At 63.9% G+C, this 23,708-nt stretch carries 20 protein-coding genes; 10 read left to right on the forward strand and 10 right to left on the reverse strand.

Annotation, left to right across the window (positions count from 1 at the left end; all coding sequences use genetic code 11):
• Positions 1-102 precede the first annotated feature (102 nt).
• The gene (cphA, locus tag PI93_RS14090; RefSeq protein ID WP_039375357.1) at positions 103-2,736 is read right to left on the reverse strand and encodes a cyanophycin synthetase; all 2,634 of its coding nucleotides are present in this window, start codon (positions 2,734-2,736) and stop codon (positions 103-105) included.
• A 297-nt stretch (positions 2,737-3,033) separates the two neighbouring features.
• On the opposite strand from cphA, the gene PI93_RS14095 reads away from it, so the two are divergent.
• From PI93_RS14095 to PI93_RS14105, 3 genes are all read left to right on the forward strand, one after another.
• Positions 3,034-5,475, forward strand: a complete 2,442-nt coding sequence (locus PI93_RS14095) for a cyanophycin metabolism-associated ABC transporter (protein ID WP_236105570.1) — start codon at positions 3,034-3,036, stop codon at positions 5,473-5,475.
• An 18-nt stretch (positions 5,476-5,493) separates the two neighbouring features.
• A complete protein-coding gene (locus PI93_RS14100; RefSeq protein WP_039375355.1) occupies positions 5,494-5,961 on the forward strand; it encodes a cyanophycin metabolism-associated DUF1854 family protein in 468 nt (155 codons plus the stop codon).
• A gap of 78 nt (positions 5,962-6,039) precedes the next feature.
• Positions 6,040-6,948: a recombination-associated protein RdgC gene (locus tag PI93_RS14105; protein ID WP_039375354.1), complete on the forward strand. Its 909-nt coding sequence runs from the start codon at positions 6,040-6,042 to the stop codon at positions 6,946-6,948.
• Positions 6,949-7,057: 109 nt separating this feature from the next.
• On the opposite strand, the gene PI93_RS14110 is transcribed toward PI93_RS14105, so the two are convergent.
• Positions 7,058-7,768 (reverse strand): SDR family oxidoreductase, encoded by a 711-nt coding sequence (locus PI93_RS14110; protein WP_039375353.1) that lies wholly within the window; start codon positions 7,766-7,768, stop codon positions 7,058-7,060.
• A gap of 205 nt (positions 7,769-7,973) precedes the next feature.
• Between PI93_RS14110 and PI93_RS14115 the strand changes: the two genes are divergently transcribed.
• Positions 7,974-8,570, forward strand: coding sequence for a TetR/AcrR family transcriptional regulator (locus PI93_RS14115; protein WP_039375396.1), 597 nt, complete (start codon positions 7,974-7,976; stop codon positions 8,568-8,570).
• Positions 8,571-8,589: 19 nt separating this feature from the next.
• Here the strand turns inward: PI93_RS14115 and PI93_RS14120 are convergent, their stop codons facing one another.
• Positions 8,590-9,495, reverse strand: coding sequence for a LysR family transcriptional regulator (locus PI93_RS14120; protein WP_039375352.1), 906 nt, complete (start codon positions 9,493-9,495; stop codon positions 8,590-8,592).
• A gap of 180 nt (positions 9,496-9,675) precedes the next feature.
• Here PI93_RS14120 and PI93_RS14125 point away from each other — a divergent pair, with 180 nt between their 5' ends.
• The 3 genes from PI93_RS14125 (at position 9,676) to PI93_RS14135 (ending at position 11,579) form a co-directional block, all read left to right on the forward strand.
• On the forward strand, positions 9,676-10,389 hold the full coding sequence (locus tag PI93_RS14125) for an SDR family oxidoreductase (protein WP_039375350.1): 714 nt from the start codon (positions 9,676-9,678) through the stop codon (positions 10,387-10,389).
• A 25-nt stretch (positions 10,390-10,414) separates the two neighbouring features.
• Positions 10,415-11,206 (forward strand): SDR family NAD(P)-dependent oxidoreductase, encoded by a 792-nt coding sequence (locus PI93_RS14130; protein ID WP_039375348.1) that lies wholly within the window; start codon positions 10,415-10,417, stop codon positions 11,204-11,206.
• 223 nt (positions 11,207-11,429) lie between these two features.
• On the forward strand, positions 11,430-11,579 hold the full coding sequence (locus tag PI93_RS14135) for a hypothetical protein (RefSeq protein ID WP_158453296.1): 150 nt from the start codon (positions 11,430-11,432) through the stop codon (positions 11,577-11,579).
• Positions 11,580-11,679: 100 nt separating this feature from the next.
• Here PI93_RS14135 and PI93_RS14140 read toward each other — a convergent pair whose 3' ends face one another.
• Positions 11,680-11,868, reverse strand: a complete 189-nt coding sequence (locus PI93_RS14140) for a hypothetical protein (RefSeq protein WP_010808105.1) — start codon at positions 11,866-11,868, stop codon at positions 11,680-11,682.
• 352 nt (positions 11,869-12,220) lie between these two features.
• Between PI93_RS14140 and minC the strand changes: the two genes are divergently transcribed.
• From minC to minE, 3 genes are read left to right on the forward strand one after another with little or no spacing between them, the layout of a single operon-like run.
• Complete coding sequence (minC, locus tag PI93_RS14145; protein WP_039375395.1) at positions 12,221-12,973, forward strand: septum site-determining protein MinC; 753 nt, start codon at positions 12,221-12,223, stop codon at positions 12,971-12,973.
• A 43-nt stretch (positions 12,974-13,016) separates the two neighbouring features.
• Positions 13,017-13,832, forward strand: coding sequence for a septum site-determining protein MinD (gene minD / locus PI93_RS14150; protein ID WP_039375345.1), 816 nt, complete (start codon positions 13,017-13,019; stop codon positions 13,830-13,832).
• Between the two features lie 9 nt (positions 13,833-13,841).
• Positions 13,842-14,096, forward strand: a complete 255-nt coding sequence (gene minE / locus PI93_RS14155) for a cell division topological specificity factor MinE (protein ID WP_010808102.1) — start codon at positions 13,842-13,844, stop codon at positions 14,094-14,096.
• A 145-nt stretch (positions 14,097-14,241) separates the two neighbouring features.
• On the opposite strand, the gene PI93_RS14160 is transcribed toward minE, so the two are convergent.
• The 6 genes from PI93_RS14160 to PI93_RS14185 all read right to left on the reverse strand — a co-directional run bounded on the left by PI93_RS14160 (position 14,242) and on the right by PI93_RS14185 (position 23,394).
• The gene (locus tag PI93_RS14160; RefSeq protein ID WP_236105568.1) at positions 14,242-15,270 is read right to left on the reverse strand and encodes a DUF1571 domain-containing protein; all 1,029 of its coding nucleotides are present in this window, start codon (positions 15,268-15,270) and stop codon (positions 14,242-14,244) included.
• Position 15,271: 1 nt separating this feature from the next.
• Positions 15,272-17,011 carry an AMP-binding protein gene (locus PI93_RS14165; protein WP_039366013.1) on the reverse strand — a complete coding sequence of 580 codons (1,740 nt, stop codon included), beginning with the start codon at positions 17,009-17,011 and terminating at the stop codon, positions 15,272-15,274.
• Positions 17,012-17,119: 108 nt separating this feature from the next.
• Positions 17,120-18,439, reverse strand: coding sequence for an acetyl-CoA C-acetyltransferase (locus PI93_RS14170; RefSeq protein ID WP_052240397.1), 1,320 nt, complete (start codon positions 18,437-18,439; stop codon positions 17,120-17,122).
• Entirely contained in the window at positions 18,436-19,419 is a 984-nt protein-coding gene (locus PI93_RS14175) for a MaoC/PaaZ C-terminal domain-containing protein (RefSeq protein WP_052240396.1), read from the reverse strand. Before PI93_RS14175 ends, PI93_RS14170 begins: the two co-directional genes overlap by 4 nt.
• Before the next feature lie 2 nt (positions 19,420-19,421).
• Entirely contained in the window at positions 19,422-20,849 is a 1,428-nt protein-coding gene (locus PI93_RS14180) for a 3-oxoacyl-ACP reductase (protein ID WP_039366012.1), read from the reverse strand.
• 46 nt (positions 20,850-20,895) lie between these two features.
• A complete protein-coding gene (locus PI93_RS14185; protein WP_039366010.1) occupies positions 20,896-23,394 on the reverse strand; it encodes an acyl-CoA dehydrogenase in 2,499 nt (832 codons plus the stop codon).
• Between the last annotated feature and the right edge of the window lie 314 nt (positions 23,395-23,708).

Genomic DNA, 23,708 nt, shown 5'->3' on the forward strand with positions numbered 1-23,708 from the left:
GGTTGGCGAGAAAAACGACTGTGGCTTGGGTATTCGGTTCTATCTATATATGGCCGGCGGCGGCAGAGTTTCCTGCGCGCCGCCTCTTGCGGCTGACCCGGCTCAGGCAGCCAGCGCGGGCATCGGCTGGCCCATCCACAGATGCACGAGATCGAGCATCGCGGTGGCGCCGCCTTCGTCGGCCTGCAACACGAGCAGATCGCCGCTTACCAACTGCGCCAGTGCAGCTTGCGCGGCAACCCGACGCTCGGCGGCATCGGTGACTTGCACCTTGCAGCCTGCGGCATCGATGCCCGCGCGCAGTTGCGCACGAGACTCTGCCAGCGCTCGCTTGCGCTCGACGCTCACGTCGTCGCACAACACCACACGGTCAAACGTCTGCGCCAGCAGCTTGCCTTCGGCCTGCAAGTCTTCGTCCATGCGGTCTACGCCGGGGCCGTACACCGCAATGCGGCGCTCGGCGGGCAGCTTGGCCAGCGCTGCCGCGAGGGCAGCCAGCGCCGGGGCGTTATGGGCATCGTCGACGATGACGGTTGCGCCTTGCTTTTCAAACAGCGTGAAGCGGCCCGGGGCATCTACCTGACCCACGTCGAACGTGGTCACGCCGGTGCGCAGCACGTCGAGCGCTACGCCCATCGACCAGGCCGCCGCCACGGCGGCAAGCACGTTCTCGATCTGGAAGTCGACCCGACCTGCGTAGGTCAGCGGCATGTTGGCCGTGGCGCCCACGCCGGTTTCTTCCGAACCGGTGGCCAGCACGACCTGGCCGTTGCGCACAAAGACCACGCGCTTGCCGGCGGCGCGGTGCGCCACGATAGCCGGCAGGTGTTCGTCCAGCCCGAAGAAGATCACGTCGCCATCGCACAGCTCTGCCATTTCCACCACGAGCGGATCGCGGGCATTGAGCACGGCCACGCCGTCGGGCAGGACCACGTCGACTTGCGTGCGAAGCACACTGAACATGCGGTCGACGTCTTCGACGAAATACTGGCCCAGGTGGTCGGGGCGGTCGATGTTGGTCACGATACCGACCTGGCAGCGATCGTAGGCGAGACCTTCGGAGAGGATGGCGGTGCTGTCGTTTTCGAAGACGGCGGCCGTCACGCTGGCATTCATCAGCACGCGGTGCGCTGCATCCCAATTGGCGCAGTCGCCGCGTTGCACCAGACGCTTGTCGAGGAACAGACCATCGCTGCACGCGAGGCCGGTATGCTCGCCCGCCAGTTGCAGCAGGTGGGTGAGCAGACGCGCCGTGACGGTCTTGCCGTTGGTGCCGGTGATGCCGACGACCGGAATGCGTCCGGCGTCCCCGTCGGGGAACAGATGGTCGACGATGGCTCGGCCGACCGGGCGCGGTGTGCCATCGGCCGGCTTCAGGTGCATGAGCAGGCCGGGGCCGGCGTTGACTTCCACGATGGCGCCCCGTTGTTCTGCCAACGGACGGGAAATGTCTTCCGCCACCAGATCGACGCCGGCGATATCCAGACCGACAATGCGCGCGGCCAGCGACGCGTGGGCGGCCACGCTCGGGTGCACGCGGTCGGTGACGTCGAAAGCGACGTTGCCGTTGCGCTGGATCAGCACGTTCTTGCCCTCGGGCGGTACGGCGTCGGCGTCGAAGCCCTGGCGCTTGAGTTCAAGGCGAGCCGACGAATCGATACGCACGCGGTTCAGCGGCTGGTCTTCGGCGCTGCCGCGACGCGGATCGCTGTTGATCTGCAGTTCGATGAGTTCCGAGACAGTGTGCTTGCCATCGCCGACCACCGAGGCCATTTCGCCCATAGCGGCGGCCACGACACGGCCACCCACGACCAGCAGGCGGTGCTCCAGCCCCGACACGAAGCGCTCGACGATCACGCCGTTGCCTTCTTCCAGCGCGACGTCGAATGCCGTGGTGACTTCGTCTCGCGTGGTGAGATTGATAAACACACCACGACCATGGTTCCCGTCGTATGGTTTGACGACCACCGGCAGGCCGATGTCCTGTGCGGCGTCCCAGGCGTCTTCGGCGCTCTCGACCAGACGGCCTTCCGGCACGGGCACGCCGCACGATTCGAGCAGTTGCTTGGTCAGGTCTTTGTCGCGCGAGATGCTCTCGGCAATGGCGGGGGTGCGGTCGGTCTCGGCGGTCCAGATGCGTCGGGCGGCTGCGCCGTAGCCAAGTTGCACCAGATTGCCGTCGGACAGGCGGATATGCGGGATGTCGCGGTCGTCGGCGGCATCGACAATGCACGCGGTGCTCGGGCCGAGACAATGCTTGTCCACCAGACCGCGCAGGTTCTCGACGGCGGCTTCCACGTCGTAGGGGCGGTCTTCGATGGCCGCCATGACCAGATCGCGGGCGGCAAACAGGGCTGCGCGGGTCACGTCTTCATGCCAGGCGCGCACGATCACCTTATAGACGCCGGAGATCGGAGTTTCGCGGGCCTTGCCGAAACCGCCGGGCATGCCGGCGAGGTTTTGCAGCTCGAGCGTGACATGCTCGAGAATATGGCCGGGCCACGTGCCTTCGCGCAGGCGCTGAAGGAAGCCGCCACGCTCGCCGATGCTGCAGCGATGCTCGATGAGGGAGGGCAGCCACTCGGACAGCCGCTCGGGGAACCCCGGGATCTTGTTGGACGGGAACTCCTCGAGTTCGCCGATATCGACCCATGCCTCAAGCACCGGCCGATATGTCCACATATTCGGGCCGCGCAGCGACAGGACATCGAAAATCTCAATGTCTTTCTTTTTCATTCTTAAGGCTAATTCACGCGTCAAGGCTGGGTTCGGAGAAGCCGGCGAGGCCGATTTCAGGCGGCACAGCCGGTCGCGCTCGTTCAGTTAACTGGTTACTTAACGTAAAAATCCGTAAACGGTTGACCGTCGCAACAATATTTCCATGCTGCACCGTGTCATCGGGGAACTCCGCGCCGCAAAAGGCATCGCTGTGGTTATACTTGCGGCAATTTCGCGGACTGACAGGGAAAGTCCGCCTCGATTTTTCCTCGTTTGCCTCGTTGTCCGCCCCTTGAGGACACGTCTGCCGCAGCAATGACCGACACCTCCGCTTCTGCGGCATCTTCTGCCGCCACCCCGACACCGTCGTCCGAGCGCAACCCTGCCGGTGCCTCAGGCGGTGCGGCCTGCACGTCCCCCGTTTCTGCCCGCAATGCCGCCGCCGAGACCTGGTATCCGGATCTCGCCGCGCAACTGGCCGATGGCGAGACGGTGCTGGCCTGGCTCACTGTCGACCTGGACGCTCAACTGCACTTCGCCCGTGGCCTGGTGGTCGCCACCGAGCGCCGGTTGCTCGCCCGTGAGGCGCGTCGTGAGGCGTCGCGCAGTGGCGAGGGCTGGCAGTCGTGGCCGTATCGCGCCGACCTGTCGCTCACGCACACCGATCACGCGGGCGTTGGCTCGCTGGAGTTGTGCGATGCCCGCGAGAAGCTGGCGAACTGGCGTTACACCCTCGGTCACAACCCGGCGGCGCTGACGCTGATGGACACCGTCGCGCGTCACCGTGAGGCATTGGCGGCGGGACATGCGGCCAGCCATGAGGCGGCGGGCGAGACGGGCACATGTCCGATCTGTCAGGCCGAGCTGCCGCCCGGGGTGGACGATTGCCCGCAGTGCAACCCGGAGGTGGAAGCCCCACCGTCCACGTGGGCATTGCTGCGCTTGTGGCGCTTCGCCCGCCCGTATCGTTTCCAGTTACTCGCCGGTTTTCTGCTCACGCTTTGTGCGACGGGCGCCACGTTGATCCCGCCGTATCTGACGATGCCGCTCATGGACAACGTGCTGATCCCGTTCCAGAACGGTCAGCCCATCGATTATCAGCTGGTGGGAATGTACTTGTCGGGCCTGTTGGGCGCGGGTGTCGTCGCCTGGGTGCTCGGTTGGGCGCGCACGTATTTGCTCGCGAAGGTGTCGGAGCGCATCGGGGCCGATCTGCGCACCGCGACCTACTCGCATTTGCTGCGTCTCTCGCTCGAGTACTTCGGCGGCAAGCGCACGGGCGACCTGATGGCGCGCATCGGCTCGGAGAGCGATCGCATCTGCGTGTTTCTCTCGCTGCACTTGCTCGACTTCGCGACCGATGTGCTGATGATCATCATGACGGCGGTCATCCTCGTGTCGATCAACCCGTGGCTTGCCGTGGTTACACTCGTGCCGCTGCCGTTCATTGCATGGTTGATTCATCTGGTGCGTGATCGTCTGCGTCATGGCTTCGAGAAGGTCGACCGGATCTGGGCAGAGATCACCAACGTGCTTGCCGACACGATTCCGGGCATTCGCGTGGTGAAGGCATTTGCGCAGGAGAACCGCGAAGTCGCGCGTTTCAAGGAAGCCAACCGCCACAACCTCGTGGTCAATGACCGCGTGAACAAGGTGTGGTCGTTGTTCTCGCCGACCGTGACGTTCCTGACGGAAGTGGGCCTGCTGGTGGTCTGGATCTTCGGTATCTGGCAGATCTCCAAGCATGAGATCACCGTCGGTGTGCTCGCGGCGTTCCTGACCTACATCAGCCGCTTCTATACCCGTCTCGATTCGATGAGCCGCATTGTGTCGGTCACGCAAAAGGCCGCCGCAGGCGCGAAGCGCATCTTCGATGTGCTCGATCACGTCTCGAACGTGCCGGAACCGGTCAATCCGGTGCATCTGAAAGAGGTGAAGGGCGCGATCGATCTGCGCGACATTGGCTTCCGCTATGGCAATCGGTCGGTGATCCGCGGCATGGATCTGCGCATTGCACCCGGCGAGATGATCGGTCTGGTCGGTCACAGCGGGTCGGGCAAGAGCACGCTGGTCAACCTGATCTGCCGCTTCTACGACGTGGCGGAAGGTTCGATCCAGATCGACGGTGTGGACATTCGCGCGCTGCCGGTCTCGGACTTCCGCCGCAATGTCGGGCTCGTGTTGCAGGAGCCGTTCCTGTTCTTCGGCACGATTGCGGACAACATCGCCTACGGCAAGCCGGAGGCCACGCGCGCCGAGATCGTGGCCGCCGCCCGCGCGGCGCACGCCCACGAATTCATCCTGCGTCTGCCGCACGGCTACGACTCACTGGTTGGCGAGCGCGGGCAGGCACTCTCGGGGGGCGAGCGTCAACGCATTTCGATTGCGCGCGCGCTGCTGATCGATCCGCGCATTCTGATTCTCGATGAGGCGACGTCGTCGGTCGACACGGCCACCGAGAAGGAAATTCAGAAGGCGCTCGACAACCTCGTCAAGGGCCGCACGACGATTGCCATCGCGCACCGGTTGTCGACGCTGCGCAAGGCCGACCGGCTGGTGGTGCTCGACCGCGGCAAGATCGTCGAAGTGGGTAACCACGATGAACTGATCGCTCGCGAAGGCGCGTACTACAAGCTCTATCAGGCGCAGCAGCGCAATGTCGATACGGATATCGATGCGGTGGTCGAGTCGGCCGAAGCGGCAGCGACCGTCGCCGCCGTGAGCGCAGCGCCGGCCCAGCAGCTCTCCGTCAACTGAACGTTCGCGAAGCCATTTATGCAGATCGATTTCACTTTGTCGCGCAACGCCTTCGGACGGTTGGTGCTGACGGATGCCAATGGCATCTCCCACGAAGGCGTGGTGCCCGTGCGGGCATTTCCGATTGCCGCGCCGAACGACGGCCTCGCGCTCGTGAGCACGGAAGGGCGCGAGCTGGTCTGGCTCGATTCGCTCGACGAACTGCCCGCCGACATGCGTGCCTTGTTGGGGGAAGAACTTGCCGCACGCGAGTTCATGCCCGAGGTGCTGCGCATTCTGGGCGTGTCGACGTATGCCACGCCGAGTACCTGGACCGTCGAGACGAACCGGGGCGAGGCATCGTTTGTCTTGCGCGGTGAAGAGGACATCCGGCGGTTGGGCGGACAGACGTTGCTCATCTCCGACAGTCACGGCATTCACTTCCTTATTCGCGACGCGGGCAAGCTCGACAAGCCGAGCCGGAAGATCCTCGACCGCTTTCTCTGACGTCATTCGTGTAACTGAACTTCGCCGGACCGCGCAGCACTGGTAAAATCGCCGTTTTGCTTTTTGCGGTGATGCCCGATGTGGTTCAAGAATCTTCAGTTGCACCGAATTCCTGCCGGTTGGTCCATGAGCGTCGCGCAAATGGAAGAGGCGCTCGAGAAGCACGCCTTCCGCGAGGGCGGCAGCCTCGAAATGCAAGTGCAGGGCTGGGCGCCGCCGCGTGAGGGCGGCGAACTCGTGCACAGCATCAACCGCCAGTTCCTGTTGGCCTACCGCGCCGAGAAGAAGCTGCTGCCGTCGACCGTGGTCAATCAGGTCACGCGCGCCAAAGCGGCCGAGCTTGAAGAGCAGCAAGGCTTCAAGCCGGGCCGCAAGCAGATGAAGGAACTCAAGGAGCAGGTGACCGACGAGTTGTTGCCGCGTGCGTTCGGTATTCGCCGCGACACGCGTGTGTGGATCGACCCGGTCAATCGCTGGCTGGTGATCGATGCCGCTTCGCCCGCCAAGGCCGACGAAGTGCGCAGCCTGCTGCTCAAGACGCTTGATATCACACTCGAGAACGTGGAACTCAACGAAGCGCCGGTGTCGGTGATGACGTCGTGGCTTGCCGGCAACGATGCGCCGGGGGGCTTCACCGTCGATCAGGACGTGGAACTGCGCTCGAACACCGACGAGAAGGCCGCCGTGCGCTATGTGCGTCACCCGCTCGACGGTGCGGATGTGCGTCAACACATCGAAGCGGGCAAGCGCTGCACCAAGCTTGCCATGACGTGGAACGATCGCATCTCGTTCGTGCTGACCGACAGCTTCGTCATCAAGCGCGTGACGCCGCTCGACATCATCAAGGACGCCGCCGACCCGACGGCCGAAGGCGAGGCCGAGAAGTTCGACGCCGACGTTGCCCTCATGACCGGCGAACTCGCTCGCATGCTCGACGATCTGATCGAGGCTGTGGGCGGTGAGCGTCAGATGGACAAGGCTGCCTGACGCGACGCGTATTCGTCTGTCGCGAACTCGCGAGTCTCGCAAGACAAACGCCGCGATGCCCGTAGGGGCGTCGTGGCGTTTTTGCGTTTGATGCGTCGTGCGCTCCGGACTATGCGCGTGCGGCCGGGTCCAGCAGATAAATGCCCTGCGAGAGCGCTTGCTTGACCTGACGCGTGGCGTCGTCCACGGACACTTCCTCTGCTCCGGCCTCGATGGCGTCGAAGGCCTGACGCACGACGTCCGACGGTGCCAGCTTCTCTGCCTCGAAACCGCGCGTGAGGTCGGTATCGATGTACCCGGCATGCAAGCCGACCACCTGCGTGTGCTGCGGGCGAAGTGCCTGACGCAGGCCGTTCGTCAGCGACCACGCCGCCGACTTGGTAATCGAATACTCGGGAAGCGCGTCCGAGCTGATCCAGCTAACGATCGAGAGCACGTTGAGCAGGGCGCCGCCGCCGTTGCGTCCCAGCGTGCCGGCGAAGGCCTGCGACATGGCCAGTACGCCGAAGAGGTTGGTCTCCAGCGTCTCACGCAGCAGTTCCGCCGAGCCTGGGCGCGTCAGGCCTTCCGTCACGCGCGCGATGCCCGCATTGTTGATGAGCAGCGTGACGTCACCGGCCAGCCGGGCAGCGGCGGCCACGTCTTCCGGACGGTTCACGTCCAGCTTGACCGGGATCACACCCGGCAATGTGACGTTGGACGGATCGCGTGAACCGGCGTACACCTTCCTCGCGCCGCGTGCGAGCGCCTGTTTTGCAAACTCCAGCCCCAGACCGCGATTGGCACCGGTGACGAATACGACGGCATCTTTGATCTTCATTTCAGAACTCCAGCAAGGGATGAGACCGCGCGAGCCATAGGGCCGACATGCGGTTTGGGCTATACTGCATGACAATTGTGATCGCCATCGTCATGGGGTGATGCATTGTGCCGAGTGGGATGCCGGCATGTCAATGGTGATCGACATTGTCTTTTTCGATGGCCGCGATAGGTGCGATTGCGCAAGCGGACGTGAGGAGCAGGAGATGGGCATTTCCAGAGAGCAGGCCGCAGAAAACCGCGAGGCGATTATCGCCGCGGCGGAACGGCTGTTTCGTGAGCATGGGGTAGACGCCGTGGGACTGACGGCGCTCATGAAAGCGGCCGGTTTCACCCAGGGCGGGTTCTACAACCACTTCAAGTCGAAGGATGCGCTCGTCGCCGCGGTCATGGCGCGCGCGGTTGCGGCCAGCGAAGGGGCGCTGGCGGGAGGGGATCCGGCGTTGGAGGTGGCGTTATCGCCCGAGGAGCGTGTCGGACGGTATCTGTCGCCCGCCCATCGGGACGACGTGGCATGCGGCTGTCCGATGGCGGGATTCGCTGGCGATGCGCCACGCCTCGGTGACGAGGCACAGGCGTGCTATGCGAAAGGCCTGTCGGAGGCGATCGCCCGGATGTCGGCAGCGGGTGTCGAGCGGGGGCTGAGCCCGGAACAGGCGACGCAAGCGGCGATGGCACGCTTCGCGCAGATGGTCGGCACGCTCGTCCTGTCGCGTGCGGTCTTGAGTGCCGACCCCGTGTTGTCCGACGCGTTACTGGCCGCAGGGCGTCAGGCGCTCAACGGGCGCGGGGCGCACGACTGAACGCACGGCCGGGACGTTGTCAGCGCTGCGGCCAGCGCCACGTTGCGCGCAACCGATCGCGCAGAAAATCCACGAACGCGCGTGTGCGCGGCGCGAGGTGCCGGCTATGCGGATAGACCGCATGCAGTGGCGACGCGGGGATTTGCAGCGATGGCAGCACACGCACGAGGCGGCCTGCCTGGATATCGTCCCCGACATCCCAGATGGACTTTTGCGTAATGCCTGCGCCATGCAGTGCAAGCTCGTGGGCCGTGTCGCCATCGTCGACGACATAGGTATCGCGCACCTGAATTCGTAACGTTTCGGATTGCCACACAAAGCGCCAGTCGCCGTGCGGTGCGTGGCCGAACAGAATGCAATCGTGCTGTTGCAGATCGCCCGCGTCCTGCGGCGTGCCGCGCCGGGCCAGATAGTCGGCGGACGCGACCAGCACGCGGTAGTTCGGGGCCAGTTCCTGAGCGACGAGGCTGGAGTCGGGCAGGGTGCCGACGCGGATGGCAACGTCGATACCGTGTGCGACCAGATCGACCCACAGATCGCTCAATTCGAGATGCACCTTCAGATCCGGATGCCGTTCGCGAAACGCGACCAGCAGCGGGGCAAGGTGGCGGCGTCCGAATGCGCGCGGGGCGCTGATTCGAAGCACGCCGCCAACGGTGCCTGCCTGACGCGTCATCAACCGCTCGGTCTCGCTGATCTCCGCCAATATGCGCTGGCAGCATCCGTGAAATACCTGACCCTCTTCCGTGAGCGCCTGCTTGCGCGTCGTGCGATTGAGCAGGCGCACGCCCAGGCGCTGCTCGAGCAGCCCAAGCCGCTTGCTGACGACCGCGAGCGACAGGCCAAGCTCTCGCGCCGCCGCCGACATGCTGCCCGTGGTAACGACCCGGTCGAAGAGGGTGAGGTCCAGCGTCTGGTCGATCATCGCGGTTCGATTCTCAAAAATTTGAAGAGAGTCATTCAGTTTCTCCGGGGATTATCGTTCGTCGCGACGAGGATCACAATGGCGCCAAGACATCGCGCAACGGTGCTTGCCTTGGGAGGCAGGGTTGCCCAGCGATGTCGTAGCGCATTCATCGTTACGATCACTTTCTGGAGGCTCATCATGTTCAATTTCGAAGGTCAGCGCGTGTTGGTCATTGGCGGTAGTTCCGGTATCGGCCGTGCGGCAGCTCAGGCGTTCGCCAAAGCCGGTGCCGCGGTGACGATTGCCTCGCGGAATCAGGCCAAGCTTGACGACGCGCTCGCCACGATCGGCACCACGGCTCGCGCTGTCGTGCTCGACACAGGGGATGCGGCGGCCGTGGAGCGATTCTTTGCCGATCACGCCCCCTGGCAGCACGTGGTCATTTCGGCCGCACAAACGCCGACCGGGCAAGTTCGCAAGCTCTCGCTGGAAGATGCGCACACGGCTTTCGGCAGCAAGTTCTGGGGTACGTATCACGTGGCACGCTATGCACGGATCGAAGACGGTGGCTCGCTCACCCTGACGTCGGGGTATCTGAGCGTGCGTCCGAGTACGTCGTCGGTCGTGCAGGGCGCGATCAACGCGGCGATCGAAGCGCTGGGTCGCGGGCTGGCGCTGGAACTGTCTCCGGTGCGTGTGAATACCGTGTCGCCGGGCCTGACGGTCACGCCGTTGTGGAACAAGCTGGCCGAAACCGATCGCGAGGCGATGTATCGCAACGCGGCCGAACGGTTGCCGGCGCGCCGTGTGGTGGCTGCCGAGGACGTTGCCAACACGATTCTCTACCTGGCCGGCACGCCGAGTGCGACGGGCTCGACCGTGCTGATCGACGCCGGTGGCGCGATTGCCTGACGGTCATCGTTCTGGAGACTGAGTCATGAATATCGATCTGAAGGAAAAGGTGGCGCTGGTCACGGCGTCGACGGCAGGTATCGGGTTCGCCATCGCTTACGGGCTCGCGGCAGCCGGGGCCACGACTCTTGTCAACGGCCGTTCGAAACAGCGTGTCGATGCTGCCGTTGAGAAGTTGCGCGAGGCGCTGCCGGACGCGCAGGCGCGTGGCGTGGCGGCGGATCTGGCGACGGCCGAAGGTTGCGAGGCGCTCGTCGGCGCCGTGCCCGACGTCGACATTCTCGTGAACAACGCGGGCATTTTTGGCCCGCAGGACTTCTTCGAGGTGCCCGACGAGGTGTGGCAGCGCTTTTACGACGTCAACGTGCTGTCGGGGGTGCGGCTCTCTCGCGCGTATTTACCGGGGATGGCAGAGCGCGGCTGGGGGCGTGTGATCTTCATTTCATCGGAGTCCGCATTAAATATCCCTGAAGACATGATTCACTACGGTATGACCAAGACCGCGCAACTGGCGGTATCTCGCGGTCTGGCCAAGCGCATGCGCGGCACGGGTGTCACCGTCAACGCCGTGTTGCCCGGCCCGACGCTCTCGGACGGTATGGTCGAGATGCTGCATGAATCGGGCGTGGCGGCGAACGCCGATATGGCGCAGGCGGCGGCCGAGTTCGTGCGCGAGAACCGGCCCAGTTCGATCATCGGACGTGCGGCTACCACGACGGAAGTGGCGAACATGGTGGTCTATGTTGCATCGCCGCAAGCTTCGGCAACGACCGGGGCGGCGCTACGCGTTGACGGTGGTGTCGTCGATTCCCTCTGAGGTGAGTGTCAGATGGCCGGCCGCCCGGCCGGCGTCAGGTTGCCGCCATCGCCGTGTCAGATCGGAAATGGTGCGCTGCGCAAGCGCTCAAGCCCTTTGTGATGCAGAGACCTCGATATAAGGCAAACGCCGTATACCCGGATCACTTTCGGGTATCCCTTTCGATAGGGATTGCCTAGAATTGAAGCGTGCCATCCCGCCATGTCGAAGTTAGGAGGCCGCTATGCTCACAGGGAGCTTGATTGCAATGTTGGTGATTGTGCTGGTCGTCGGCGCTGCCGTCGCCTGGCTGGTGGATCGCAACTGGTGCCGGGAGCACCCGTCGGCACGGCATACGTGGCGGCGGCAGCGTCGTAACGTCCGGCACGGTTGACTCTCGTTAGACCGCTAGGGGAACGCCTCCCCACAAATGAAAAGCCCGCCTTCCGGCGGGCTTTTTGTTACTTCAGACACCTCAACAGCAGGCTGGACGCTCAGGCAACGGCCTGAAGGACATACTTGCCCTGGACAGTCAGGCGCGGGGACTTCTCACCCGAGGCCAACTCTTCCCACTCGATCAGTTTGCTTTCAAGCAGCGATTCGAGGTCCGGGCGATTGTGCTCCACTTGCTCCGGAGCGTCCTTGACCAGCATCAGGGTGGCAAATTCATGATGACTCAGCATCTTTCGTCTCCCGGTTTGCGGTTCCACACAGGGGGGTCCCTCGTCAGGGACTTTAAGGATAGGTCACGAATATGGCACTTGCGCGACAAAATTCGCACTTTCGATGCTGCTTTGCAGCACTTCTCGTGTTGGACTTTCCCACCGCCAGCATAGGCTTTCGTGATGACATTGGCATGTCAATCGACTAGCATTTGCATACGCCAAAAGCGTATGCAAAATGCACGATTTTTTGCGGTGCAGCAATGGTGATATTTGGGCAAATCGCTGCGTTATCGCGCTTATTTGCGGTTTGCTCGCACGCAAGAACGGTAGAATGCCCAATTTGCCAGCAATTCGCGCACAACAACCTGACATGCCGCAAAAGAAAACGCCGTACTTCGAGTTACGCAGCGGAGCAGTCGATACCCTGCATTTCGTTGTCAAGACGCCTCAACTGGATACGTTGCGCACCGAATTGGCGCAGCGATTCGAGGCAACCCCGGAGTTTTTCGCAGGCGACACGGTCGCCATCGACGTACGGCGTCTGGCCGGCGACGAGCGGGTTGCCGTGCCCGCGCTGGCTGAAATGCTGGCCGAATTCCGCATGAAGCCGATCGGCGTGGTAGCCAACAGCGAGCAGGCCGATTGGGCAGTGGTCGACGGTCTGCCGCGGCTCGACAGCCATGAACGTCGCGTATCGCGTGCGTTGCGCGAGAGCGAGGCGGCACCCGAACCGGCGGCGGAGCCTGGTGAAACGGCCTCGGCACCGGCGGTGTCCGAGGGTAGCGCTGTGCCCTCGACCATCATCGACAAACCCTTGCGTTCGGGCCAGCAGGTCTATGCAAAAGGGGATCTGATCATCCTCGATTTGGTCAGTTACGGGGCCGAGGTGATCGCGGAAGGTAATATTCACATTTACGCGCCGCTGCGGGGGCGGGCACTGGCAGGGGTGAAGGGCAAGCTCGATGCGCGCATCTTCTGTACCTGTCTGGAGCCCGAGCTGATTTCCATCGCCGGTATATACCGGACTGGCGAATATGCGCTGCCGCCCGATGTGCAGGGGCGTTCGGTGCAGGTGCGGCTGGTAGACGACAAACTGATTTTCGAGCCCCTCGGGCTCAAATGATTCGTAGCTAAATTCATCCTCAAGTTTGGGAAGGCATCGACAGATGGCAAAAGTGATTGTGGTGACCTCTGGCAAGGGTGGTGTCGGCAAGACGACAACCAGCGCCAGCTTTTCCGCCGGCCTCGCCTTGCAGGGGCACAAGACGGCAGTCATCGATTTCGACGTCGGCCTGCGCAATCTCGATCTCATCATGGGTTGCGAGCGCCGTGTCGTGTACGACCTGATCAACGTGATTCAGGGCGAAGCAAATCTTAACCAGGCGCTTATCAAAGATAAGGCCTGCGAGAACCTGTTCATCCTGCCCGCCTCGCAGACGCGCGACAAAGAAGCGCTCACGCAAGCGGGTGTCGAGAAGGTCATCAAGGACCTGGCCGACATGGGCTTCGAATACATTGTGTGCGACTCGCCCGCCGGTATCGAGTCGGGCGCATTGCTCGCCATGCATTTTGCCGACGAAGCGCTCGTGGTCACGAACCCCGAAGTGTCGTCGGTGCGCGACTCGGACCGCATTCTGGGCATTCTGTCGTCGAAGACGAAGCGCGCCATCGAAGGCGGCGAACCGATCAAGGAGCACCTGCTCATTACCCGTTACAACCCGAAACGTGTCAACGACGGCCAGATGCTGTCGCTCGAGGACATCCAGGAAATTCTGCGAATCAAGCTCATCGGCGTGATTCCGGAATCGGAGTCAGTGTTGCACGCCTCTAACCAGGGTACGCCGGCGATTCATCTCGACGGCACCGACGTGGCCGACGCCTATCGCGACGTGGTGAGCCGATTCAAGGGCGAAGACAAGCCTATGCGCTTTACCGACTATCAAAAGCCGGGGCTGTTGCAGCGCATTTTCGGCTCGAAGTAAGGAGCGCCCATGTCCTTCCTGTCCTTCCTCCTGGGGGAGAAGAAAAAGACCGCCGCCGTTGCCAAAGAGCGCCTGCAGATCATTCTGGCGCACGAACGCGCGGGCTCGTCGCCGCCGGCAGATTATCTGCCAGCCCTGCAACGCGAGCTGGTCGCTGTCATCTCCAAGTACGTCAAAATCGCACAAGACGACATCAAGGTCAGCGTCGAGCATCAGGACAACCTGGAAGTGCTCGAAGTGAAGATCGAACTGCCGCAGACCTGAACGGTCCTGGCAGGACGGCGCCGCCAGACATCGCGGTGCCCGTCAGATGTTCCGACAAGCGAAAGCCCGCCACCCTCGATGAAGGGTGGCGGGCTTTCGTCGTGCTTGCTTCCGTGACCAGCGCCGGTCTGCGGTACGCGTCGCGTCAGAATTTATAGTCGGGATGCTTCGGATCGAAGGTGGCATCGGTCCATTGTTCCCTGCGCACTTTCTCGAAGCGCATTTCCTCGATCTTTTGCCCCGAAGCATCCCACGCTTCGATGCCACGCGGGCGTCCCGTCTTCAGATCGATCAGTACGCGCGATTTGTTCGCGTAATGCTGCGGCGGGCCCGACGGGGCGTCCCACTCCAGTGCCATCGTGCGCACGCCATTCGATTCGGAAACCGAAATTCTTGCGGGTTTCTCGGACAATCCGGCGGCGCGGAAGCTGCGGCCGTCGTGCGCGATCTGTTCTGCAATGAACGCGAAGCCGAGATCGCGCACCGTGTGATTGGACTGTGAACGGGCAAGCGTGCCGTCGATACTGCTCCAGATCGACGTGAAGCCGAGAATGCCACCGAGATGGCCGTACATCTCCTTCGGGTTTTTCGTCTCGTCGTAGATGATTTCCTGCCCTGCGTGGGCGCCATCGGGGAGCCACTTCGCGTAGATTTGCAACGGCTTCTCGCGAATCTTCACGAGCATGCGGTCGGGAGTCGTCTGCCACTGGTTGTTGATGCGTTCGTGGCGCGTCAACTCATACTGGTATTCGGGCAGGGCGGCCGACTCGGCTTTCAGGAACCGCACGAGCGCTTCGGGTTGAATGGCCTGCATGCGAGCGACGATCTGGTCGTCGCTCAGCTTCGCGAGTTCGCCGCTCTTGATCGCGCGCGACAACCATTGCGTTTGCGCGGCGACCGGCAGGGCGGCCAGCTTGGAGGTTTCGACATCGCCCGGCGTCGCGGCACCAGGGGCGGCATTCGCATCAGGTGACGCCGGCGCAGACGCGCCAGCAACCGCTTGGGTCTGTGCGATGGCGACGGACGTGCTCAACGCGCCGGCCACCAGCGCGCAGGGTACCCAGGCAAGGGCAAGGGCGAGGCGACGCATCGTGACGGTGGGCAGGCGCCGACTCAGGTCATGTCCGCGACGATCGGCGGCGCAGGCGGTGCGCAAGGCAGATTGCATGGTCATGTTATTTGTCTCCCTGAGCCGAGGCCACCGGCTCGCGAAGTTCGCGCCGCAGGATCTTGCCGACGGTGGTCTTGGGTAACTCGCCCTGACGAAACTCGACGATGCGCGGCACCTTGTAGGCGGTCAGATGCTGGCGGCAGTGCGCGAGCATTGCCTCCGCGTTCAACGCCGGGTCTTTCGCCACGACCACGAGCTTCACGCGCTCGCCGGCGACCGGATCGGGCACGCCGACCACCGCCGCTTCACGCACCCCCGGGTGCAGCATGACAACGTCCTCGATTTCGTTCGGGTAGACGTTGAAGCCCGACACGAGAATCATGTCCTTCTTCCGATCGATGAGGCGAACGAATCCGCGCTCATCCATCACACCGATGTCGCCGGTCATCAGCCAGCCGTCGGCGTCGAATGTCTTCGCCGTGTCTTCCGGACGCTGCCAGTAGCCGCGCATGACCTGCGGCCCGCGCACGCACAACTCGCCCGGCTCGCCCAGTTCGGCCCATGTGCCATCGTCGCGTTTGAAACGCACATCGGTGGAGGGGGCCGGCAGGCCGACGGAGCCGGTGAAATCGACGTCGTCCATGTGCGCAAGGTCGACCGGGTTCATCGTGACGATGGGCGAGCACTCCGTCAGGCCGTAGCCCTCGATGATCGGCTTGCCTGTCACTTGCTTCCAACGATCGGCGATGGCGCGTTGTGTTGCCATGCCGCCCGCGAGCGACAGCTTCAATCGCGAGAAGTCGCGCGCGCAGAAATCGGCGTTCTCAAGCAGACCGTTGAACAGCGTGTTCACCCCGGTGACGCCAGTGAACGTTTCGTTGCGGATGATGTAGACGACCTTCTTCACATCGCGCGGATTCGCAATCAGGATGTTGCGCCCGCCAAGACTCATGAACACCAGGCAGTTCACCGTGAGCGAGAGGATGTGATACATCGGCAGCAACGACAGATTCACCTCGATATCGCCGTCGAGCTGATCGGCGGCCCATGCCTCTGTCTGGAGCAGATTGGCCAGCACGTTACCGTGCGAGAGCATGGCGCCCTTGGCGACGCCGGTGGTGCCTCCCGTGTATTGGAGGAAGGCGAGGTCGTCGCGCGTGAGGGGCACTGGCGTGGGCGTATGCTTCGCCCCGTCGGCAAGCGCCTGCCGCAGCGGTACCGCCTGCGGTAGTGCGTAAGGCGGCACCTGCTTGGCCACGTGCCGCATGAGGAAGTTGACGATGCGTCCCTTGATGTTGGCGCCCGGAGCGAGCAGGTCGCCGATCTGGGTAAGGAGGACGTTGCGAACGCCGGTGCCGGGAATCGCATCCTGTACCGTTCTGGCGAAGTTCTCGAAGACCACGATGGTGTGCGCACCGCTGTCCTGTAGCTGGTGTTTCAACTCGCGAACGGTGTACAGCGGATTGACGTTGACGACCACGGCACCCGCGATGAGCGTGCCGAAAAGGCAAATCGGATACTGGAAGCAATTGGGCATCATGAGCGCGACACGCTCACCTTGCTTCACGCCCTGGGCTTGTAGCCACGCAGCGAATGCATGGGCCTGACGCGCGACCTCGGCATAGGTGATCTCGCTTCCGAGACTCACAAACGCAACCCGATCACGATATTTTTCGATCCATTCGTCGAAAGCCTGCACGAGCGACGAGTAACGCGTCACATCGATGTCGGCGGGCACCCCCGGGGGGTAGGCGTCGAGCCAGACACGTTCCTGCTGAACCGCTTGATCCATCGTTGTCTCCATGCTTGTGCACGGGTCTCCGCAGCCGACGGGTCGCTCTGTTGGCAACTCGCGATCGTGCGCGGGGCCGTGGTTCCGGCTGCCCCTGTTTCGCTGGCTCCTTAGGTTGTGCTAGCGCTCCAGCATTGCGACGACGCCTTGTCCACCGGCCGCGCAAATCGAGATGAGGCCACGCCCGCCACCGCGCTCGTTCAGCAGCTTGGCGAGGGTGGCGAGAATGCGCCCGCCGGTTGCGGCGAACGGGTGACCGCAAGCGAGCGAACTGCCGGTCACATTCAACCGCTGCCGGTCGATGCTGCCCAAGGGGGCGGCCAGTCCGAGCTTGTCGCGGCAATATTCCGGGTCTTCCCACGCCTTGAGCGTGCAAAGCACCTGTGCGGCGAAAGCCTCGTGAATCTCGTAGAAATCGAAGTCCTGCAACGTGAGTCCGGCCTGCGCCAGCATGCGCGGCACCGCGTAGGCGGGTGCCATGAGCAACCCTTCGCGCTGCGTCTCGTCAGGGTTGAAGAAATCGACGGCGGCCGTTTGCGAGTAAGTCAGATACGCGAGCACCGGCACGTTGTGCGCGTGCGCCCAGTCTTCGCTGGCGAGCAACACACAAGAGGCGCCGTCGGTGAGCGGTGTCGAGTTGCCCGCCGTCAGGGTGCCGGTGGCGCTGCGATCGAACACCGGCTTGAGGCTGGCGAGTTTCTCGAGCGTGACGTCGGCGCGCAGGTTGTTATCGCGTTGCAGGCCACGAAACGGCGTCATCAGATCGAGGAAGAAGCCGCGCTCATACGCGGCGGCCAGATGCTGATGGCTTGCCAGCGTGAGTTCATCTTGCGCGGCCCGTTCAATCTGCCATCGTTTGGCCATCAGTTCGCAATGCTCGCCCATCGACAGGCCTGTGCGCGGCTCACCATTGCGCGGCAATGCCGGGCTGAACAACATGCCGGGCCTCACCTTGGCGAGCGCGCCGAGCTTGCCGCCGGTGCTGCGCTGTCGATTCGCTTCGAGCAGGATCTTGCGCAGCTTTTCGTTCACGCCGATAGGGGCGTCCGACGCGGTGTCGACACCCCCAGCGATCGCGACCTCGATCTGACCCAGCGCGATCTTGTTGCCGGTGAGGATCGCTGTCTCCAGGCCCGTGCCGCACGCTTGCTGCACATCGTAAGCCGGTGTTTGCGGGGCGAGCGTGGTCGATAGCACGGATTCGCGCGTGAGGTTGAAGTCGCGGGCGTGTTTGAGGACGGCGCCCGCGGCAACCTCGCCAAGCCGCTGGCCGTGCAACTCGAAACGATCGACCAGGCCCTGGATCGACGCCGTCAGCATGTCTTGATTCGAGGCGGTGGCGTAAGCCGTGTTCGAGCGCGCGAACGGGATGCGGTTGCCGCCGAGAATGGCGACGCGACGCAGGGCCGGGGCCGGTGCTGTAGGTTTGAAGGCGCTCATGACGGGTCCGTAGCGAACGTGTTGATGGAAGACGACGGGATCGGCGCGGCTTGCCAACGCCCGCGCAGGTGCGGCACGGTGCCTGCGGCGTCGCGCAGTTCGAACCCACTGTCGTAGGGATCGCACCAGAGAGTGGCGCTGCCGGGCAGCACCAGCGGTGTCTTGAATTCCACGAGAAGGTCGAGGTGCTGTGCGTCGGCGGGCAGAACCGCGGCGAGCGTGCGGGCGAAGCTCCACATGCCGTGAATGATCGGTCGGGGGAAGCCGAACCACCTCGCCGTGAAGGGCCAAAGATGAATGGGGTTGTAGTCGCCGGAAATACGCGCGTACTGACGACCGAGGTCGCCGGGCACTTGCCATGCGGCAGTCTGCACGAGCGACGGATTCGCGCTTAACTCGGCGCGATAGGGGGCGCCAAGCGCATCACGAATGCCGGTGCGCAGGTACAGGCTTTCCCCTGACCACACGACGTCGCCGTCGCGGCGGGCGGTCGTCAGCACGGTGAAGACCTGTCCTTTGTCGTGCGCGTACAGCGCGCCGCAACGCACGTCGATGTCAAGCCGATCCCCTGCCACGAGTGCCGCGTGCGTGCGGATGCGATTTGCCAGATGCACCATGCCGAGCATGGCGAACGGAAACGCGCGGTCTGTCATCAGCAGCATATGCAACGGGAAGGCGAGCAGGTGCGGCCATGTGGGCGGGACACCATGAGGGGCGCGCGCTTCGTGAGTGTGACTGCCATTGGCAAAGCCACACAAGCGGGCATAGCGAGCGATATCGCTCGCGTCGAGCACGACGTTCCGACGCGCAAACGCCAGCGGCGGCAAAGTTTGCGCCCGCGCCGGCTTGCGAGCCGACATCAGCGCGCGAAGATACAGCGTGAGCGGCGAGGGGAGATGGGTGACCTCTGTGGCGACGTGTCCTGTCGCCGACGAGGACAACGCATGCTCAGGCGGGTCGCGGGGACGGTCATTGGGCATCGTCACGCTCCCAGCAGGCTCTGGCCGCAGACGCGCACGACCTGTCCGGTCAGTGCGCCCGATGCAGGGTGAGCAAGCCACGCGATGGCCTCGGCCACGTCGACCGGCTGGCCGCCCTGACCCAGCGAGTTCATGCGGCGTCCCGCTTCGCGAATGGCGAACGGCACGGCGGCTGTCATCTGCGTTTCAATGAAGCCGGGCGCGACGGCGTTGATGCTGATGTGGCGCTCGGCGAGCACCGGCGACCACGCTTCGACCATGCCGATCACGGCGGCCTTCGACGCGGCATAGTTCGTCTGCCCGCGGTTGCCAGCGATGCCGCTGATCGACGCCACGCCGACAATCCGGCTGCCGGCGCGCAACACGCCGGCATCGAGCAGTGCGGCGTTCAGACGTTGCGGGGCCCCGACGTTGATGTCGAGCACGCTCTGCCATTGCGCCTCGCTCATCCGCACGAGGGTCTTGTCGCGGGTGATGCCAGCGTTATGGACAAGGATGTCGAGGCCGCGTGGCGCATGCGTTGCCAGATGCGCGAGCAGTGTGGCGCCGGCCTCCGGGGCAGCGATGTCGCATGTCAGGGCGCTGCCGTCAAGACGTGCGGCGACCGCTTCGAGCGGGGCCTGTGCCGCCGGAATATCGACGCATACGACGTGGGCGCCGTCGCGTGCCAACACGGTCGCTATGGCCTCGCCGATGCCGCGCGCCGCGCCCGTCACGACGGCAACCTGGCCTGCGAGCGGACGCTGATCGCGCATTGGCGGCGTTTCGAAGACGGGGTCTTGCAAGGTCACGGCCTGCCCGCTGACATAGGCGGCGCGTGGCGAGAGGAAGAAGCGCAATGTGGAGTGCAACGCTTCGCGGGCGTGCGGCGCGACGTAAAGCAACTGGGCTGTGGCACCACGTTTGAGTTCCTTGGCAAGCGAGCGCACGAAGCCCTCGAGCGCGCGTTGCGCAACGCTGGCTTGCGGTGTCGCTGCCATCGTTGGCGGCAAGCCCAGCACGAGCACCCGTGCGCATCGATCCAGCGTGGCGAGGGTGTCGTGGAAGAACGTGTAAAGCGCGCTCAGTTCGTCGGTGCTGGCGATGGCGCTGGCGTCGAACAGCAGGGCCTTGGGACGCACCCCTTCGTTCGGATTGAAGCGCCCGCTCATCGTGCCCGCCTTGTTGGCATAGGAGATCCAGTCGAGTCGTTCCGAGTGCGCCAGACTGGGAACGCCGAGCCAGTGCAGTTCGCGCGCGAGGCCGGGCAGCAGCGGGGCCTCGCCGGCGCCACCCACGACGGCGAGCGGCGCGGGAATGGTATGCGCTTCGGTGTCGCCGAAGGGCGGCATGCGCTCGAGCGGTACAGGGCGCGGCAACCCCAGCGCATTGGCCAGACGGCTGCCCACGGCGGAGTTTGCGAAGGTCAGGTATCGGTCGGACGTCGTCACGGCGCGTAGATCCTCAGAGTGATGGGGCGGGCGCAGACGGACCGGCTCACGAGGTGAGCGTTTCGTCGGCAGCTTCCTGTTGCTGGGCATGTTGCATGTCGGTCAGGCGTCCGAAGTCGGCAGGGAAGTCGTCGACGGCAACCGCACGGGCGGCGTAATCGGCGTACTGGGTCAGTACCTGACGCGCATCGGCGCTCACCAGTTGCAGCTTCGCTGCGTGGTCCACCCACTCGGTAAATTCGGGCAGGCTTTGCGGCATGGCCGGTAGACGGCCTTCCTTGATCGCCGTGCGCAGGCGCTGCTCGATGGCATTCACCTGTGGCGTCATCTGGAAGACGATTTCGCCATAGGCAAGTCCGTCGATTTCGACGCGCGGCGAGTAGCTGCCGGCAATCAGGCGCTCGCGGGCGTCGCCCGGCGTTTGCATCACTTCGGCGACGCGTGCGGCCAGCGCGTCGGAGGGCTTGGCATAAGGCAGGCCGAACGGTGCGAGCTTCCAGTGCATCCACCAGGCAACCGCGCGCGAGGGATAGTTTGCCAGCACGCCTTCGAACGCTTCGCGTGCCTGCCAGAGCGCGTCTTGCGCGGCCCAATGCACCAGCGGCAGATCGGCTTCGGGGCGGCCTTCGTCTTCGAAGCGCTTGAGCGTTGCCGTGAGCAGGAACAGCTGCGAAAGGATGTCGCCCAGCCGGCCTGTGATGCTCTCGCGACGCTTGAGCGAGCCGCCGAGGACGGCCATCGATACGTCGGATGCGATGGCGAGAAGCGTCGACATGCGATTCGCAGCGCGGTAGTAGGTATGCAACTCGGGCGCGGCGTTTGACGGCACGGCGGAGAACCGCGCATGCGTGATACCCTGCAACGCGCCACGCACGATATTGCTCGTCACGAACGTCAGGTGACCGAAGAGGGCGTCGTCGAAGGCGCGCACGGCCGCGGTGTGATCTGCCATTTGCGCGGCGGCAAGTTCTTTCAGCACATAAGGATGGCAGCGGATCGCGCCCTGACCGAAGATCATCAGACAGCGCGTCATGATGTTCGCGCCCTCGACGGTAATCGAGACGGGAATCTGCTGGTAGGCACGGGCGAGGAAGTTGTTCGGGCCCATGCAGATGCCTTTGCCCGCCACGACATCCATGCCGTCGTTCACCACTTTGCGCGCGCGTTCGGTGACGTGGTACTTCGCGATGGCCGAGATCACCGAGGGTTTCTCGCCGAGGTCGACAGCGAGCGCTGCCATGCGGCGTGCCGCGTCCATGGCGTACAGATTGCCGGCCATGCGTGCGAGTGCTTCCTGTACGCCTTCGAACTTGCCGATCGGCGTGCGGAACTGCCGGCGCACCGCAGCGTAGGCACCCGTTGCCCTCACCGCGATCTTCGAGTAACCGACGTTCGACGAGGGCAGCGAGATCGCGCGACCCGCGGCGAGACACTCCATCAACATCCGCCAGCCCTTGCCGACTTGCGCCTGACCCCCGATGACCCAGTCCAGTGGGATGAAAACGTCCTTGCCGGAATTGGGGCCATTCTGGAAAACGGCGTTCAGCGGCCAGTGACGGCGGCCGATGACCACGCCCGGATGGTTCGTGGGGATGAGTGCGCAAGTGATGCCGGGTTCGCTGTCGTCGCCCAGCAGATGATCGGGATCGAGTGCGCGGAATGCGAGGCCGAGCACGGTCGCGATCGGGCCGAGGGTGATGTAGCGCTTGTTCCATGTCACGCGAAAGCCCAGCGTTTCGCGGCCTTCATGGATGCCGCGGCACACGATGCCGACGTCGGGGATGGCGGCGGCGTCAGAGCCCGCGTAGGGGCTGGTGAGCGCGAAGCAGGGGATCTCTTCGCCCTTTGCCAGTCGCGGCAGGTAATAGTCTTTTTGCGCCTCGGTGCCGTAGTGCAACAGCAACTCGGCCGGGCCGAGCGAATTTGGCACCATGACCGACACGGCGGCCGCAGAGCAGCGCGACGCCAGTTTCATCACGACTTGCGAATGCGCATAGGCTGAGAATTCCAGCCCCCCGTAGCGCTTGGGGATGATCATGCCGAGAAACCCCGCGTCCTTGGCGTATTGCCACGCCTTGGGCGGCAGATCTTGCCAGACCTGCGTGCTTTCCCAATCGTTGGACAGGTCGCACAAATGCTCGACCTCGTTGGCCATGAAGGCCTGCTCTTCGGCAGACAGGGCAGGCGCGGGCAGCGCCATGAATTTCTGCCAGTCGGGGCGGCCGGAGAACAGATCGGCATCCCACCAGACGGTGCCGGCTTCGATGGCGTCTTTCTCCGTATCCGACATCTCCGGCATGATCGTTCGGAACTTCGCCAGCATGGGCGCGGTGACCCACGCCCGCCGCAATGGGCTAATGCTCAGCACCAGGGCCGGCAACACGAACACGATCGCGAGCACCACCGTGGCAACCGTCCCCGTGAGACCTGCCATTGCGCCGGCACCGACCCACAGCACCGTGGCGACGAGCCACTGCCAGGCATGTGCGCGATAGAAAAGCAGGGCAGACACGCCCACGACAAACGCGAGAATCCATACGGCCATCATTTTCTCCTCCCTTTCGGTTCAGCTTCCCCGCCGTGGCGGCGACGCACGCCTGTGATGGCAATACGTCATGCCGGGCAATCGTTGGGGGGGCTGTTGTCTTCGTGCCGTCTGCCGCTGTCCGCTGGCATTGCGCCCGCTTCGCACCGGCGACGGCGTTATGGTTGGATCGTTCGATTACACGTTGGTGCACCGGGAATTCGAGCGATACGTCGAAATCGCGATGGCTTGCTGCAAAAGGCGTTGTCGTAGCCGCAGCGCCGGTCGCGCGCCCTGCGGCGCCTTCGGAAATGCTTGTCCGCGACGGTGGTGCG

This window comes from Pandoraea fibrosis (assembly GCF_000807775.2).
Taxonomy (GTDB): Bacteria; Pseudomonadota; Gammaproteobacteria; order Burkholderiales; family Burkholderiaceae; genus Pandoraea; species Pandoraea fibrosis.